The sequence below is a fragment of the Streptomyces sp. 3214.6 genome, from assembly GCF_900129855.1.
Lineage (GTDB): Bacteria > Actinomycetota > Actinomycetes > Streptomycetales > Streptomycetaceae > Streptomyces > Streptomyces soliscabiei.
The window spans coordinates 7,728,039-7,743,684 of record NZ_LT670819.1 but is presented as its reverse complement, the minus strand read 5'-3'; the positions used below and the strand labels follow the sequence as shown (position 1 = coordinate 7,743,684).

Below are 15,646 nucleotides of genomic sequence, written 5' to 3'. Positions count from 1 at the left end.
TTGAAGCTTCAGGAGTCCCTAAAGGCCGTCTCAGAGGTCGGCTCAGAGGTCGGCTTAGAGGTCGACTTCCTTCATGAGCATGCCGACCTCGGTGTTGGACAGCCGGCGCAGCCAGCCCGACTTCTGGTCGCCCAGGGTGATCGGGCCGAAGGCGACGCGCACCAGCTTGTCGACCGGGAAGCCGGCCTCCGCCAGCATCCGGCGCACGATGTGCTTGCGGCCCTCGTGCAGGGTCACCTCGACCAGGTAGTTCTTGCCGGTCTGCTCGACGACCCGGAAGTGGTCCGCCTTGGCGTACCCGTCGTCCAGCTGGATGCCGTCCTTGAGCTTCTTGCCGAGGTCGCGCGGGATCGGGCCCACGATGTGCGCGAGGTAGACCTTCTTCACGCCGTACTTGGGGTGGGTCAGCCGGTGCGCCAGCTCGCCGTGGTTGGTGAGCAGGATGACGCCCTCGGTCTCGGTGTCGAGCCGGCCCACGTGGAACAGCCGCGTCTCGCGGTTGGTCACGTAGTCGCCGAGGCACTGACGGCCCTCGTTGTCCTCCATCGTGGAGACGACGCCGGCCGGCTTGTTCAGCGAGAAGAACTGGTACGACTGCGTCGCTACCGTCAGGCCGTCGACCTTGACCTCGTCGTTCTCCGGGTCGACCCGCTTGCCCTGCTCGAGCACGATCTCGCCGTTGACCTCGACGCGCGCCTGCTCGATCAGCTCCTCGCAGGCCCGCCGGGAGCCGTAGCCCGCGCGCGCGAGGATCTTCTGCAGCCGCTCGCCCTCCTGCTCGGCGCCCGGGAAGGTCTTGGGCAGCTTGACGTCCTTCTTGTTCGCGTACCGCTCGCGGTTGCGCTCCTCGGCCCGCGCCTCGTACTCGCGCGAAGTCGCCGGGACCGAACGGCCGCGCCCGGTGCCCTGGCCCTGCTTGGGCCCGCCCTTGGCGCCGCCGCGCGCGGAGGCGCCGCGCCCGGACTTCGGCCCCTCGTGGGTGCCACCCGGGCCGACGTCGTAGCGCCGCTCTTCGGGGCGGGGCTTCTTCGGCCGGCCGCCCTGCTGGTCGTCGCGGCCGTTCCCGGCGCCGCGGTAATTACCGCGGCCACCGCTGCTGCCACCACGGCCACCGCTGCTGCCGCCGCGGCCGCCGCTGTTGCCACCACGGCTCCCGCCGTTGTTTCCGCTGCTGTTCCTGCCGCTGCTGCTTCGCATCAAAGTTCCGTCTTGTCGTCTGCGTCCTCGGAATCCGGAGCGTCCGGATCGAACGACGGCACGCCTTCCTGGGTCTCGGCCTCGATCGCCTCCGCCTCCGGGAGGAAGGGCGCGAGCTCCGGGAGCTCGTCCAGACCGCGCAGGCCCATCCGCTCCAGGAAGTAGTTCGTCGTCACGTACAGGATCGCACCTGTTTCGGGTTCCGCGCCCGCCTCCTCGACGAGACCGCGCTGGAGCAGCGTGCGCATGACGCCGTCGCAGTTGACTCCGCGCACCGCGGAGACCCTGCTGCGGCTGACCGGCTGGCGGTACGCGACGACCGCCAGGGTCTCCAACGCGGCCTGCGTGAGCCGGGCCTGCTGCCCGTCCAGGACGAAGCCCTCGACGGCCGCCGCGTACTCGGGCCGGGTGTAGAACCGCCAGCCGCCCGCGATGAGCCTGAGCTCGAAGCCACGCCCCTGCACGGTGTACTCGTCGGCCAGCTCACGCAGCGCGTCGGCGATCTGCCGCCGGGGCCGCTGGAGGATCTTCGCGAGGTGCTCCTCGGTCGCGGGCTCGTCGACGACCATCAGGACGGCCTCCAGGGCCGGCTTGAGGTCCAGTGCTGCGACGGTCTCCTCGCTCACGTCTTCGTCTCCTTCTCGGGCTCCTCGGGCGGCCGGTCGAACTCGTCCGTGACCCTCGGCTGCACGTCGTCGTCCCCACCGGTCCAGCGCACCAGCAGCTCCCCGAGCGCGGTCTCCTGGTCCAGGGCGACGGCCTTCTCCCGGTACAGCTCCAGCAGCGCCAGGAAGCGCGCCACGACGGTGAGGGTGTCGTCGGTGTCCTGAACGAGCACCCGGAAGCTGGCCTCGCCGAGCTCCCGCAGCCGGGCGACGACGATCTGGGCCTGCTCCTGCACGCTCACCAGCGGCGCGTGGATGTGGTCGACGTACACCTGCGGCTTGGCCCTGGGCTGCATCGCCTTGACCGCGAGCTTGGCGAACCGCTCCGCCCCGATGCTGATGACCACCTCGGGCAGCAGCTCGGCGTGGTGCGGTTCGAGGCCGACGGTACGGGGGTAGCGGCGGGCCTCGTGCTCCAGCCGGTGCGTGAAGATGTCGGCGACCTGCTTGTAGGCCCGGTACTGCAGCAGGCGGGCGAACAGCAGGTCCCTGGCCTCCAGCAGCGCCAGGTCGGCCTCGTCCTCGACCTCCGCGGCGGGCAGCAGCCGGGCCGCCTTCAGATCGAGCAGGGTGGCGGCCACGACCAGGAACTCGGTCGTCTGGTCGAGGTCCCAGTCCGGCCCCATGGCCCGGATGTGCGCCATGAACTCGTCGGTGACCTTGGACAGCGCGACCTCGGTGACGTCCAGCTTGTGCTTGGAGATCAGCTGGAGGAGCAGGTCGAAAGGCCCCTCGAAGTTGGCGAGCCGGACCTTGAAGACACCGTCGGGGGCTTCCCTGGGCTCGGAAGCTTCCCGGGGCTCGGAAGCGGGTGGCGGAGCAACCGTTTCCGCAGCATCGGGTACCGGCTCCTCCACCGGAACCGGAACCGGCACCGGAACCGGAGTCGGGGCCGGAACCGGAACCGGAGTCGGATCAGGCGCCGTCCCCGGTCCCCGCCCCAGCGCACGCCGACGGCCGGCTGCTGCGCCGGGGCCGGGGGCTGGGACGTCGTTCGAGGTCATGGCCCCCGCAGGCTACCGCTAGCGCCCGCGCAGTCGTCGTACGAGGATGCTCGCGTCCCCGCGGCTCTCCAGGTCGGCGAGGACCACGGCGACCGCCTCGCGGACGATGCGGCCCCGGTCCACGGCCAGCCCGTGCTCGCCGCGGAGCACCAGCCGGGCGTGCTCCAGGTCCATGAGCTCCTCGGCGGAGACATAGACGGTGATCTTCTCGTCGTGCCGCTCCCGGCCGCTGGGCCGTCGGGCGGCCGCCCGGCCCCCGCGCTTGCGCGGCTGCCCATCGCCGGAGGCGTCCGCGGCAGAACCTTCCTGCGCGCCCTGACGGCGTTCCGAGCGCTCCCCGGCGGCGCCCCGGGTACGGGACTCCCCGGCGTCGCTCTGGCCCGCCTCGGCCGCCGCGTGCTCGGCGCCCTCGCCGTCACCGCCCTGCGCGGGCACGGCCTGCGGCGCGTCCTGCGCACCGCCGGCCGCCACCCCGTCGCTCTCGCCGGCCGGCGCGGGCACCCGCGCCTCACCGTTGGCGGAGCGCCGGGGCGCGGACGGCTGGAGCGCCATTCCCCCTGTCGTACGGAAGAGTTCGTCGGCCCCCGGCAGACTCACTCGGCGTGACACCGGGCGAGCACCTCCCTGGCGAGCTGACGGTAGGCGGCGGCGCCGACGGAGTTGGAGGCGTACGTGGTGATCGGCTCACCGGCGACCGTGGTCTCCGGGAAGCGGACCGTGCGCCCGATGACCGTGTGGTAGACGTGGTCGTCGAACGCCTCGACGACCCGTGCGAGCACCTCACGGCTGTGCACGGTGCGCGAGTCGTACATCGTGGCGAGGATCCCGTCGAGTTCCAGCTCCGGGTTGAGCCGCTCCTGGACCTTCTCGATGGTCTCGGTGAGCAGCGCCACACCTCGGAGGGCGAAGAACTCGCACTCCAGCGGCACGATCACCTTGTGCGCCGCCGTGAGAGCGTTGACGGTGAGCAGGCCGAGCGAGGGCTGACAGTCGATGACGATGTAGTCGTAGTCGTCCATCAGCGGCTTGAGCGCACGCTGGAGCGTGGACTCGCGCGCGACCTCGGAGACCAGCTGGACCTCGGCGGCCGACAGGTCGATGTTGCTGGGCAGCAGGTCCATGTTGGGGACCGCCGTCTTCAGGAGCACCTCGTCCGCCGCCATGCCCCGCTCCATGAGCAGGTTGTAGACGGTGAGGTCGAGCTCCATCGGATTGACGCCGAGACCGACCGACAGCGCGCCCTGCGGGTCGAAGTCCACGAGCAGCACACGACGGCCGTACTCGGCGAGCGCGGCACCCAGGTTGATGGTCGACGTCGTCTTGCCCACGCCGCCCTTCTGGTTGCACATCGCGATGATCGTCGCGGGACCGTGCTGGGTCAGCGGGCCCGGGATCGGGAAGTACGGCAGCGGGCGTCCGGTCGGACCGACGCGCTCACGGCGCTGTCGGGCCGCGTCGGGCGCGAGCGTGGCCGCGTACTCCGGGTCCGGCTCGTACTCGGCATCGGGATCGTAGAAGTGCCCGTCGGGCAGTTCGTCGTAGTCGGCGAAGTGGTTGTGGGGCGCGCCACTTCCGTCGCCGGCCATGGCGTTCACGTGATGGCCATCCATGCTCTGGGAAAGTGCTGGCTGAGCCAATAGGGGGCTGGTCTGGCTCTGATGGGCTGCGAAGGTTCGGACAGCGACGGAGCCGACAGCCTCGAGCCCCGCGGAACCCGGGCCCCGCGTAGGCATTCCTGGATGACCACCCCCGGGAGAAAATGTCGACTCATTCACAAGTCGTCTTACCTCCTTGGTGACCAGGAAACTTCTAGACAAGGTCAGCGTGGCACCATGCCGACGGTTGGCGACTCTATGGCGTGTCGGGCGTCCGCAGCAACACAATCCGCCGGACCCGGCCCGATGTGTCGGCAATGAAACATCCCGCTGTCAAGGGCGTACGGCCGTCGCACGGCAGGTTTCACCGGTGTGCGAATCGGTCGAAGGGTTACGTTCGAGGCGAGTTGACCGAGAGCCGCAAAGTGACCATACACACATCCGGCCGGACCTTGTCGGGCAAGGTCCGGCCGGGTGCGCGAGGTTGACGGACTCTGTTGACGTATCGCTTTTTTCCAGCGCCGACTTGGCCGTTCGAGGGCGTGGGCGGCTCAGCCGAGCAGGGTCTCCAGCTCCACGTGCTCCAGTCCGTGCGCCTCTGCGACCTCGCGGTAAACGACCTTGCCGTCATGGGTGTTGAGGCCCTTGGCCAGCGCGGGATCGCGGCGCAGCGCCTCCACCCAGCCCCGGTCGGCGAGTTCGACGATGTAGGGCAGCGTGGCGTTGGTGAGGGCGTAGGTGGAGGTGTTGGGGACCGCGCCGGGCATGTTGGCGACGCAGTAGAAGACCGAGTTGTGGACCGGGAAGGTCGGCTCGGCGTGAGTGGTCGGACGGGAGTCCTCGAAGCAACCGCCCTGATCGATCGCGATGTCGACAAGGACACTTCCCGGCTTCATCCGGGACACGAGCTCGTTGGTGACCAGCTTCGGGGCCTTGGCGCCCGGGATGAGGACGGCGCCGATGACGAGGTCGGCGTCCAGGACCGCCTTCTCGAGCTCGAAGGCGTTGGACATGATCGCCCGGACCTTGGTGCCGAAGACCTTGTCGGCCTCGCGCAGCTTGTTGATGTCGCGGTCGAGCAGCGTGACATGGAAGCCCATGCCGACGGCGATCTGCGTGGCGTTCCAGCCGGAGACACCGCCGCCGATGACGACGGCCCGCGCCGGCTGGGTGCCGGGGACGCCGCCGGGGAGCACACCGCGGCCGCCGACCGAGCGCATCAGGTGGTAGGCGCCGACCTGCGGGGCGAGCCGGCCCGCGACCTCGGACATCGGCGCGAGCAGCGGCAGGGCGCGGCTGGGGAGCTCGACGGTCTCGTAGGCGATCGCCGTGGTGCCGGACTGGATGAGCGCGTCGGTGCACTCCTTGGAGGCGGCCAGGTGCAGGTACGTGAAGAGCGTCTGGTCCTTGCGGAGGCGGTGGTACTCCTCGGCGATCGGCTCCTTGACCTTGAGCAGCAGGTCGGCGTCGGCCCAGACCTCGTCGGCGGTGTCCAGGATCCGGGCGCCCTCGGCGATGTACTCCTCGTCCGGGATCGACGAGCCGAGGCCGGCGCCCCGCTCGATGACGACCTGGTGGCCGTGGCGCACGAGCTCGTGCACACCGGCGGGGGTGATGGCCACCCGGAACTCGTTGTTCTTGACCTCGCGGGGGATGCCGACCTTCACGTCGATCACGGTCCTTGGCTCAGAGGGTGTGGGGGTACAGCAAAGACATACCCGGAGGTATAGGGCACACCGGGATGCACCGCAGGAGAACGTGCGGCAGAGCCAGTTTAATGAAGGCGTTCCCGCTGTCTAGCCTTTCATTGCATCAATCTCCAGCGGGTGTACTGCGGATTTCGCAGGTGTTAGCGCCGTGTTCCAGCCGTTCCGGCTGTCCTGGCCGCTCCTGCGGCTCCGGCTCCGGCTCGCGGTCCGGGAGCTCCTCTCCCAGGATGCGCTCGGCCGCGCCCCGGTGCAGGCGGGCCGCCACCGGGTCGCCGAGACGCTCCAGGGTGTCGGCCAGCCTCAGCTGCACGGCGGCCTGCAGCCGCGTGTCCTCGGCCCGCCGGGCCCACTCCACGGCCTCCTGGCAGGTCCGCAGCGACTCCTCGGGGCGGCCGGCGTACTCCTGGACCCTCGCCAGCTCGCTCAACGCCCGGGCGTGCGCGCCGACGTCGCCGTTCTTGCGGTGCCCGGCCGCCGCGGCCCGCCAGGCCCGCTGCGCCTCGCCGTAGCGGCCCGCGTAGGTGTGCGCGGTGGCGATACGGCCGTAGAGGCGGGCGGCGTCCGCGCGCTCGTCGCGCGCCAGGCGCTGGGCGAGGGCCCGGCCGAACCAGTCGGCGGCCCGGTCGTAGTCCCCGAGCTCCAGATGCGCGCCGCCTACGGATTCCATCGCGCGCCCGATCGCGTACGGGTCGTTCGCCTCGCGTCCGGCGTCCAGCGCGGCCCGGTAGCGCACCAGCGCCTCCGCGGTGCGGCCGGTCCTGGCGTCCACGTCGGCCAGGTTCAGCAGGGCGGCCGCCCGCTCGCGGGGCAGGCCGCGCCGCTCGGCGACGTCCAGGACGAGCTGGTGGACGCCGTACAGGTCGGGTGCGGCGCCCTGGGTGCCGAAGTGCGCGACCATCGCCCTGACCAGCTGGGACATCAGGCGGCGGGCAAGGGTGTCCAGCTCCCCGTCGGCGACCGCCAGACGGGCCGAGGCGAGCAGGGCCGGGCGGCGGGCCCGCAGCCAGTCGGCGGCCGCGCGCGGGGTGGGGAAGCGCAGGGCGCGGGGCATGCCCTGGAGCTTCTCGCGGGCCTGGGGGTTGTCGGTCTCGGTGACGGCCCGGCAGGACTGCAGCAGCCGCACCGTCCGCTCCAGCATGCGGGCGCGGGCCAGCTGGAGCTCGGCAGGGCGGTCATGGGTCTCGGCGGCGGCGCGCAGCAGGGGGTACAGGCAGCCGGGGACCTCGTACTGGGGCAGTGGGGAGTCCACGGCCCGCAGCAGGCCGAGCGCGGTGAGGTCGTCGAGGGCGGTGTGGGCGGCGCCCACCGAGCAGCCGGCGAGCGCGGAGGCGGTGTGCGGGTCGACCAGGCCGGCCGGGGCGAGGCAGAGCAGGCGCAGTATCCGGGCGGCGGGGGCGGGCAGCGCGGCGTGCACGAGCCGGAAGACCCGGCTGAGCGGGGTGCCCTCGTCGCCCTCGGCGTTGAGCTGCTTGGCGAGGTCGGCGACAGCGGCCTGCGGGCGGGCGGCGAGCCAGCCGCCCGCCAGGATCAGCGCGGCGGGCTGGCCCTGGCAGGCCTCCACGAGGTGCTCGGCGGAGCGCGGGTCGACGGTGATGCGCACGGAGCCGGTGTATCCGGTCAGCAGGTCGAGGGCTGACTTGGTGTCCAGGCCGCCCAGGGTGCAGGGGCGGACGTCCGCGATGCCGGTGAGCGGTCCGGCGGAGACGGCGACCAGCAGGCACTGAGGAGTGTCCGGAAGCAGTGCGTCGACCTGTTCGGCGCCGGTCGCGTCGTCGAGCAGGAGCAGCGCGCGCCGCTCGGCGAGGGCTTCGCGCAGCAGGGCCGCGAGGTCGTCCTCGTCGGCGCCGGGCGGGGCCGGCACGTCCAGCGCGGCGAGCAGTTCACGGGCGGCGCGCTCGACGGGCACGGGCGTGCCGTCGGGCTCGGCGAGGCGGGCGCGCAGCACGCCGTCCCGGTAGCGGCCGGCGACCTGCCGGACGAGCTCCTCGGCGAGTGCCGTACGCCCCGAGCCGGGCCGGCCGGCGATGAGCAGGACCCGCGCGCGCGGAGCCTTCTTGCCGGAGATGGTGTCCAGCCCTGCGCGTTCGATGTCGGCGCGCAGTTCCTTCAACTCCCGGGTGCGGCCCAGGAAATGGCCCTCTGGCGCAGCGTGTCCCGACAGCTGCACGCCGCCTGTGTCCACTGCCTGATCCGTCACGGGCCACACTCCCGTCCCACCGCACACGCAAGCCCGCCGGGACTCCGGATCGGGCGATTCCAGAGCCTAGTTCACGCTCTGCGACGTTCCGGGAGGAGCACGGCGGGCACGGCGGGGACGTCCCCCGATCGGATCAGCCGATCGTCACACTGTCGACGATGGGGGCGGGTTTCCGGCCTCGGTGCGTTCAGGCCTCGAACGGACGCGCCGGCCAGGGCGCCTCCGCCGGGCGCAGCGCCTCGACGCCGTCCCCGGCGCGGACGGCCGCCAGCGACAGCACGCCCACCACGAGGCAGTTGTTGTGCACGTCGCCCGCGAGGACCGCCCTGACGAGTTCGCCGACCGGCACCCGCGCGTGCTCCATGTCGGCCTCCTCGTCCTCCACTGCGAAACGCTCCCCGTCCGCCTCGGACAGGCCCCGGGCGAGAAAGATCCGCACGGACTCGTCACAGCCGCCGGGAGTCGTGTACACGTCGGTGAGCACCCGCCAGTCCTCGGCCTTGACGTGCGCCTCCTCGTACAGCTCGCGCTGGGCAGCGTGCAGCGGGTTCTCGCCGGGGACGTCGAGCAGACCCGCCGGGATCTCCCACAGCTTCTGCCGCACGGGGTGGCGGTACTGCTTGATGAGCAGCACCCGGTCCTCGGCGTCGAGGGCGAGGACGGCCACCGAGCCGGGGTGTACCTGGTAGTCCCGGCGGACCACCGAGCCGTCGGGCATGACCACCTCGTCGGTGCGGACGGAGGTCTTGTTGCCCACGAAGGGGGTCTGGGTGGCCCGGATCTCCCACGCCTCGGGGGTGTCCTTGATCGTCATGCCGTGCGTCCTTCCACGTGCCACCTGCGCAAACGAAAACCGGGGCGCCAACCCTTGAAGGTTTGCACCCCGGCCACCGTACAACCGGTGTGTTACTTCGAAGCCTTCCCCGCCTCGGCCGTCCGCTGGACCGCCGCCTTCACCAGGCCGGCGAACAGCGGGTGCGGACGCGTGGGCCGCGAGCGCAGCTCGGGGTGCGCCTGCGTGGCGACCAGGTAGGGGTGGACGTCACGCGGGTACTCGACGTACTCGACGAGCTTGCCGTCCGGCGAGGTGCCGGAGAACAGGATGCCCGCCTTCTTCTCGAGCTCGCCGCGGTAGGCGTTGTTCACCTCGTAACGGTGCCGGTGCCGCTCCTCGACGTACTCCTTGCCGTCGTACACCTCACGCACGATGGAACCCTCGGCCAGCTTGGCCGGATACATGCCCAGGCGCATCGTTCCGCCCATGTCGCCCTCGCCGGCGACGATGTCGAGCTGTTCGGCCATGGTGGAGATGACCGGGTGGCCGGTGGCCGAGTCGAACTCGGTGGAGTTGGCGTCGGGGATGTCGGCCAGGTTGCGCGCGGCCTCGATCACGATGCACTGCAGACCCAGGCAGAGGCCGAGCAGCGGGATCTTGTTCTCGCGGGCGTACCTGATCGCGCCGACCTTGCCGAGCACACCGCGGTCGCCGAAGCCGCCCGGGATGCAGATCCCGTCGACGTCCTCGAGCTGTGCCTTGGCGCCCGCCGGGGTCTTGCAGTCGTCCGACGTGACCCACTTGATCTTCACGCGGGCCTTGTTGGCGAAGCCGCCGGCGCGCAGCGCCTCGGTGACCGAGAGGTAGGCGTCGGGCAGGTCGATGTACTTGCCGACCAGCGCGAGGGTGATCTCGTGGTCCGGGTTGTGGACGCGGTCGAGCAGGTCGTCCCAGGTCGTCCAGTCCACATCGCGGAACGGCAGGTCCAGCTTGCGGACGACATAGGCGTCCAGGCCCTCGCCGTGCACAGTCTTGGGGATGTCGTAGATCGAGCGGGCGTCGGGGCAGGCGACCACGGCGGCCTCGTCGACGTCGCACATCAGCGAGATCTTGCGCTTGATCGCGGTCGGCACCTCCCGGTCGCAGCGCAGCACGATCGCGTCCGGCTGGATACCGATGTTCCTGAGGGCCGCGACCGAGTGCTGGGTCGGCTTCGTCTTCAGCTCACCGGACGGGCCGATGTAGGGAAGGAGAGAGATATGGACCACGAACACGTTGTCCCGGCCGACCTCGTGCCGGACCTGGCGGACGGTCTCCAGGAACGGCAGCGACTCGATGTCGCCGACCGTGCCACCGACCTCGGTGATGACGACGTCCACCTCGTCCGTCGCCATCCGGCGGATGCGGTGCTTGATCTCGTTGGTGATGTGCGGGATGACCTGCACGGTGTCGCCCAGGTACTCGCCGCGCCGCTCCTTGGCGATCACCGTGTTGTAGACCTGGCCGGTCGTGACGTTGGCCGAGCCGTCGAGATCGCGGTCGAGGAAGCGCTCGTAGTGGCCGATGTCCAGGTCGGTCTCGGCGCCGTCGTTCGTGACGAACACCTCACCGTGCTGGAAGGGGTTCATCGTGCCCGGGTCGACGTTCAGATACGGGTCGAGCTTCTGCATCACGACGCGCAGACCCCGGGCCTTGAGCAGCATGCCGAGGCTGGAGGCCGTCAGGCCCTTGCCGAGAGAGGAGGCGACACCCCCGGTGACGAAGATGTGCTTGGTCGTCGTGGCTGTGCTGTTTCGAAAAGCAGCGGGCTGCATGGCCAAGAGGGGGCTCCCGTGGTCGCGATTTGGGGGTGCGGTTCGGGGGCTTCGAGACCACCGGTCCACGGGCTACCAGGGTATCAGCGCCTCGGAGACCTGGCTTCCGGCCACGCTCCGCGCACGCACCGACACGCCTGGACGTTTCCGCACCGGTTCCTCACCCGCTGCTCACCCGTTCGGCCCACCCGCGTTGTCCGGAGCGGCACGCAGATCATCTACGTGCGTCGTATCCTGCTCGGACACTCGCTGACGAGCCGGGCCGGACAAGACGGCACACCCCCGCCCGTATCCCCCGGAACAACGAGAGCTCGTCAGTTCGTTGAGCAGTAATTGGCGTGTTGCCTGTACGGGTGAGCGACTGCTTTGCTTCAACGCTCAACGACGCATTACAACGACCCCTTGACCGCAATAAGCGACAGCCCCTCGTGTTCGTGGGGGGTGACGTGGCCGTTCGACTGGAGTTGCACGTGGCCGGGCGCATCGAAGACTACGCACTCATCGGAGACATGCAGACCGCTGCCCTGGTCTGCCGTGACGGGACAGTGGACTGGCTGTGCCTGCCCCGCTTCGACTCGCACGCGATCTTCGCCGGTCTGCTCGGCACGGAGGAACACGGATTCTGGCGGCTCGGCCCCGCGCACGCCTCCGACGCGCAGCCGCCGCGCGCGGCCCGGCGCACCTACCGGGGCGACTCGCTGATCCTGGAGTCCGAGTGGGACACCCCGCGCGGCACGGTCCGGGTGACCGACTTCATGCCCCCACGTGACGGCGCGCCCCAGCTGATCCGCATCGTCGAGGGCGTCTCGGGCCGCGTCCCCATGCGCTCGACCCTGCGGATGCGGTTCTCCTACGGCCGGGTCGTCCCGTGGGTGCACAAGCACGAGGGCCGTACGGTGGCCGTCGCGGGCCCGGACTCGGTGTGGTTCGACACCGACTGCGAGACCTACGGCAAGTCGCTGACGACGTACGCCGACTTCACGGTCGCCCCCGGCGACCGGGTCGCGTTCACCATCTCGTGGGAGCCCTCGCACAAGCAGCCGCCCGCGCTTCCGGAGCCGGAGCAGTCGCTGCAGGCAACGGAGGACTTCTGGCGCGAGTGGGTCGAGCACTGCACGTACCACGGCCCCTACCGCGAGGCCGTGATCCGCTCGCTGATCACGCTGAAGGCCCTGACCTACGCGCCGACCGGCGGCATCGTCGCCGCGCCGACCACCTCGCTGCCGGAGGACATCGGCGGCGTCCGCAACTGGGACTACCGCTACACCTGGCTGCGCGACGCGGCGATCACCCTGTCCTCGCTGCTGCGCACCGGCTACCGCGAGGAGGCCCGCGCCTGGCGCGAGTGGCTGCTGCGCGCCGTCGCAGGCGACCCCGAGAACCTGCAGATCATGTACGGCATCGCGGGCGAGCGCGAGCTGGGCGAGGCCGAGCTGGACTGGCTGCCCGGCTACGAGAACTCGGCGCCCGTGCGGGTCGGCAACGGCGCCGCGCACCAGCTCCAGCTCGACGTGTACGGCGAGGTCACCGAGGCCCTGCACCTGGGGCACATGACCGGCCTGGCCCGCAGCGACTACGCCTCGCTGCTCCAGCTCAAGCTGATCCGCTACCTGGAGCAGCACTGGGACGAGCCGGACGAGGGCATCTGGGAGGTGCGCGGCCCGCGCCGCCACTTCGTGCACTCCAAGGTCATGGCCTGGGTCGCCGTCGACCGCACGATCAAGCTCATCGAGTCCGGTGACGCGGACGGCCCGCTGGAGCGCTGGCTCGAGCTGCGCGACGACATCCACCGGGACGTGTGCGAGAAGGGCTACGACAAGGAACGCAACACGTTCACGCAGTCCTACGGCTCGAAGGAGCTGGACGCGTCGCTGCTGCTCATCCCGCAGATGGGCTTCCTGCCGCCGGACGACAAGCGGGTGATCGGCACCATCGAGGCGATCCAGCGCGAGCTGTCCACCCCGGACGGCTTCATCCTGCGCTACCCGACCTCGGGCGGCGACGAGGGCGTCGACGGCCTGCCCGGCGACGAGGGGGCCTTCCTCGCCTGCTCGTTCTGGATGGCGGACGACCTCGCGATGATCGGCCGGGTGGACGAGGCCCGCAAGCTGTTCGAGAAGCTGCTGTCCCTGCGCAACGACCTCGGGCTGCTCGCCGAGGAGTGGGACCCGCGTCTGAAGCGCCAGGTCGGCAACTTCCCGCAGGCCTTCAGCCACGTCCCCCTGATCGACACGGCCCTGCGGCTGACGGCCTCGGGCGCCTACGGCGGCTGAACAGGACCCACGACCCGCGCCCGCCTACGCTGGGGGGACCAGCCCCTGCACGGAAGGGGGCGCCCCATGGCCTCCCCATCGAAGGCGGGCGCGGCCCTCGCCGCGCTGCGCGAGGATCTGGTCGGCGACGTGTTCGCCCCGGGGGACGTGGGCTACGACGAGGCCCGCGCGGTGTTCAACGCGATGATCGACCGCCGTCCGGCCGTGATCGCCCAGTGCGTCGACGAGTCCGACGTGGTGCGGGCCGTCCGTTTCGCCCGTGACCTGGACCTGCACATCGCGGTGCGCGGCGGCGGGCACAGCGTCGCCGGTCAGGCGCTGGGCGACGGGGCCGTGGTGGTCGACCTGCGGCACATGCGCGCGGTCATGGTCGATCCCGCGGACGAGGCGGTACGGGTCGCGGGCGGCGCCCTGATGAGCGACCTGGACCGTGCCTGCCAGCCCCACGGCCTGGCCACGACCGGCGGCCGGGCCTCCACCACCGGCGTCGGCGGCTTCGTCCTGGGCGGCGGCACCGGCTGGCTGGACCGGTGCTGCGGGCTGGCCGCCGACAACCTCCTCGGCGTCGAACTCGTCACCGCCGACGCCCGCCGGGTGCACGCCAGCGCCGACGAGAACCCCGACCTGTTCTGGGCCCTGCACGGCGGCGGCGGAAACTTCGGTGTCGCCACCTCCCTCACCCTGAAGCTGTACGAGCTGCCCGAGTTCTCCATCGCGTTGGTCCTGTACCGGCCCGAGCACGGCCGCGAGGTCGTCCGCACCTACCGCGACGTCATCGAGTCGGGCCCCGACGAGGCGGCCGGGGGCGTCCTGTTCTTCACCGGGCCGCCCGAGGAGTTCGTGCCGCCGCACCTGGTCGGCACGCTGGTGTGCGGCGCGCTGCTGACGTACGCGGGCGCCGAGGAGGACATGCGCAAGCTGGCCGAACCGCTGCTGGCGCTGCCGCACGAGACGGAGATCGTCGGGGCGATGCCGTACGCCGATGTGCAGTGCATGCTCGACGATCCGCCGGGGATGCGGAACTACTGGTCGGCCGAGTATCTGACGGGCGTGCCCGACGGCCTTGTGGACGTCTTCTGCGCCCGCGCGGACACCCTGCCCGTGGGGACGGGCACCCAGCACGTGCTGTGGCCGCAGGGCGGCGCGATCGCCGCCGGCCCGGCCGAGTACCCGGTGCCCTTCCGCAGCGCCCCGTGGGCGGTCCACCCGTTCGGCATCTGGGAGGACCCTGCGGACGACGAGGCGTGCGTCCGCTGGGTGCGCGACGTCCGCGCCGACGTCCGCCCGTGGAGCACCGGGGACGTGTATCTGAACTTCATCGGCGACGAGGGCGCCGACCGGGTCGTGGCGGGCCTGGGCGCCGAGAACACCCGGCGCCTCGCGGACCTGAAGCGGCGCTACGACCCCGACAACGTGTTCCGCTTCAACCACAACGTCAGGCCGGCCTGAGCGCTGTCAGCGTCCGTTCCCCCGCCGGATCACCGGCCGTCGCCGGGACCAGCGCGATCTCGTCGAGCCCCGCCTCGGCATAGGCGTCGATCCGGGCGCGCACGGCGGCCAGGTCGCCCACCAGGCCGACGGTGGCCGCGGCCGCCGAGGGCAGAGCGCGGACCAGGACGGCGCGGTCGGCGCCGGCCGCGGCGAGTTCGACGGCCTCGGCGAAACCGGCCTCGACGAACACCTCGCGGTATCCGGGCACGGTCAGGTATCCGGCGATGCTGCCCAGTACCTGGGTGAGCGAGGCGGGTTCCGGGTCGACGGCCGCGGGCAGCCAGGCGGCGAGCACGGGCGGCGTACGGCCCGCCTCGCGGGCCGCCGCGTCCAGCTTGCCGCGCAGCTCGCGCACCTGCTGCGGGGAGACGACGTCCAGCAGCATCCGGTCGGCGTGCGCGGCGGCCGCGGCGATCGCACGGTCCCCGAACGCGGCCACGGTGAGCGGCCCGCCCGGCGGCGGGAGCCGGCGCCGGAAGGCGCTACGGGGCACCACCGGCTCACCGGGCAGGGCGTGCAGCAGCGCCCGCAGGGCTGCCGCGGTCTCGTCGAGGACGGCGGCGGGGCGCGTCCGGGGCCGCCCGTGCACGCCCTCCACCACCCGCTTGCTGGACGTGCCCAGCGCCACGCCGACGGCCCGTCCGCCGGTGACGGCGGCGACCGACGCGGCGCCCCGGGCGAGGGTGTACGGGTCGCGCACGGACACCGGCACCGGTCCCGCCGTCAGCACCGCCCGCTCGGTGACCCGGCCGAGGGCGGCGGCCAGCACGAACGCGTCCCAGGTCGGCCCCTCGCCCGCCCACACCTCCCGGTAGCCGAGCCGGTCGGCGAGCGCCGCGACCCGCAGCGGCTCCTCGACCGGGCTGTCGTCCTCACGGGCCACGGCAACCACACTGAAGTCCATGGGCCGCCGCTGCCCCGCCGCG

General features: G+C 71.5%; 12 protein-coding genes. 2 read left to right on the top strand and 10 right to left on the bottom strand.

What is annotated here, in order from left to right; all coding sequences use genetic code 11:
- Window positions 1-54: 54 nt before the first annotated feature.
- The 9 genes from B5557_RS35045 to B5557_RS35005 form a co-directional block, all read right to left on the bottom strand.
- Window positions 55-1,197 (bottom strand): pseudouridine synthase, encoded by a 1,143-nt coding sequence (locus tag B5557_RS35045; RefSeq protein WP_079663238.1) that lies wholly within the window; start codon window positions 1,195-1,197, stop codon window positions 55-57.
- Window positions 1,197-1,823 carry an SMC-Scp complex subunit ScpB gene (gene scpB, locus B5557_RS35040; RefSeq protein ID WP_079663237.1) on the bottom strand — a complete coding sequence of 209 codons (627 nt, stop codon included), beginning with the start codon at window positions 1,821-1,823 and terminating at the stop codon, window positions 1,197-1,199. The genes B5557_RS35045 and scpB overlap by 1 nt, the downstream gene beginning before the upstream one ends.
- Window positions 1,820-2,866: a segregation and condensation protein A gene (locus B5557_RS35035; RefSeq protein ID WP_079663236.1), complete on the bottom strand. Its 1,047-nt coding sequence runs from the start codon at window positions 2,864-2,866 to the stop codon at window positions 1,820-1,822. Before B5557_RS35035 ends, scpB begins: the two co-directional genes overlap by 4 nt.
- An 18-nt stretch (window positions 2,867-2,884) precedes the next feature.
- Complete coding sequence (locus B5557_RS35030; protein WP_079663235.1) at window positions 2,885-3,475, bottom strand: hypothetical protein; 591 nt, start codon at window positions 3,473-3,475, stop codon at window positions 2,885-2,887.
- A complete protein-coding gene (locus B5557_RS35025) occupies window positions 3,460-4,599 on the bottom strand; it encodes a ParA family protein (protein WP_079663234.1) in 1,140 nt (379 codons plus the stop codon). The genes B5557_RS35030 and B5557_RS35025 overlap by 16 nt, the downstream gene beginning before the upstream one ends.
- 413 nt (window positions 4,600-5,012) lie before the next feature.
- The gene (gene ald / locus B5557_RS35020) at window positions 5,013-6,128 is read right to left on the bottom strand and encodes an alanine dehydrogenase (RefSeq protein WP_099938245.1); all 1,116 of its coding nucleotides are present in this window, start codon (window positions 6,126-6,128) and stop codon (window positions 5,013-5,015) included.
- Between the two features lie 145 nt (window positions 6,129-6,273).
- Complete coding sequence (locus B5557_RS35015) at window positions 6,274-8,367, bottom strand: tetratricopeptide repeat protein (RefSeq protein ID WP_079663232.1); 2,094 nt, start codon at window positions 8,365-8,367, stop codon at window positions 6,274-6,276.
- 187 nt (window positions 8,368-8,554) lie between these two features.
- A complete protein-coding gene (locus B5557_RS35010) occupies window positions 8,555-9,181 on the bottom strand; it encodes an NUDIX domain-containing protein (protein ID WP_079663231.1) in 627 nt (208 codons plus the stop codon).
- 92 nt (window positions 9,182-9,273) lie between these two features.
- Entirely contained in the window at window positions 9,274-10,956 is a 1,683-nt protein-coding gene (locus tag B5557_RS35005; protein WP_079663230.1) for a CTP synthase, read from the bottom strand.
- A 470-nt stretch (window positions 10,957-11,426) separates the two neighbouring features.
- Between B5557_RS35005 and B5557_RS35000 the strand changes: the two genes are divergently transcribed.
- The gene (locus B5557_RS35000) at window positions 11,427-13,229 is read left to right on the top strand and encodes a glycoside hydrolase family 15 protein (RefSeq protein ID WP_079663229.1); all 1,803 of its coding nucleotides are present in this window, start codon (window positions 11,427-11,429) and stop codon (window positions 13,227-13,229) included.
- Between the two features lie 66 nt (window positions 13,230-13,295).
- Window positions 13,296-14,678, top strand: coding sequence for an FAD-binding oxidoreductase (locus B5557_RS34995; protein WP_079663228.1), 1,383 nt, complete (start codon window positions 13,296-13,298; stop codon window positions 14,676-14,678).
- Here B5557_RS34995 and B5557_RS34990 read toward each other — a convergent pair.
- On the bottom strand, window positions 14,665-15,624 hold the full coding sequence (locus B5557_RS34990) for an LLM class F420-dependent oxidoreductase (RefSeq protein WP_079663227.1): 960 nt from the start codon (window positions 15,622-15,624) through the stop codon (window positions 14,665-14,667). The genes B5557_RS34995 and B5557_RS34990 overlap by 14 nt on opposite strands.
- Window positions 15,625-15,646 lie beyond the last annotated feature (22 nt).

What these genes read in the sequence shown, in the direction of transcription:
- B5557_RS35025 (WP_079663234.1), bottom strand. Translation starts at nt 4,599, where the DNA reads ATGCCTACGCGGGGCCCGGGTTCCGCGGGGCTCGAGGCTGTCGGCTCC.
- B5557_RS35005 (WP_079663230.1), bottom strand. Translation starts at nt 10,956, where the DNA reads ATGCAGCCCGCTGCTTTTCGAAACAGCACAGCCACGACGACCAAGCAC.
- B5557_RS35010 (WP_079663231.1), bottom strand. Translation starts at nt 9,181, where the DNA reads ATGACGATCAAGGACACCCCCGAGGCGTGGGAGATCCGGGCCACCCAG.
- B5557_RS34995 (WP_079663228.1), top strand. Translation starts at nt 13,296, where the DNA reads ATGGCCTCCCCATCGAAGGCGGGCGCGGCCCTCGCCGCGCTGCGCGAG.
- B5557_RS35045 (WP_079663238.1), bottom strand. Translation starts at nt 1,197, where the DNA reads ATGCGAAGCAGCAGCGGCAGGAACAGCAGCGGAAACAACGGCGGGAGC.
- B5557_RS35035 (WP_079663236.1), bottom strand. Translation starts at nt 2,866, where the DNA reads ATGACCTCGAACGACGTCCCAGCCCCCGGCCCCGGCGCAGCAGCCGGC.
- B5557_RS34990 (WP_079663227.1), bottom strand. Translation starts at nt 15,624, where the DNA reads ATGGACTTCAGTGTGGTTGCCGTGGCCCGTGAGGACGACAGCCCGGTC.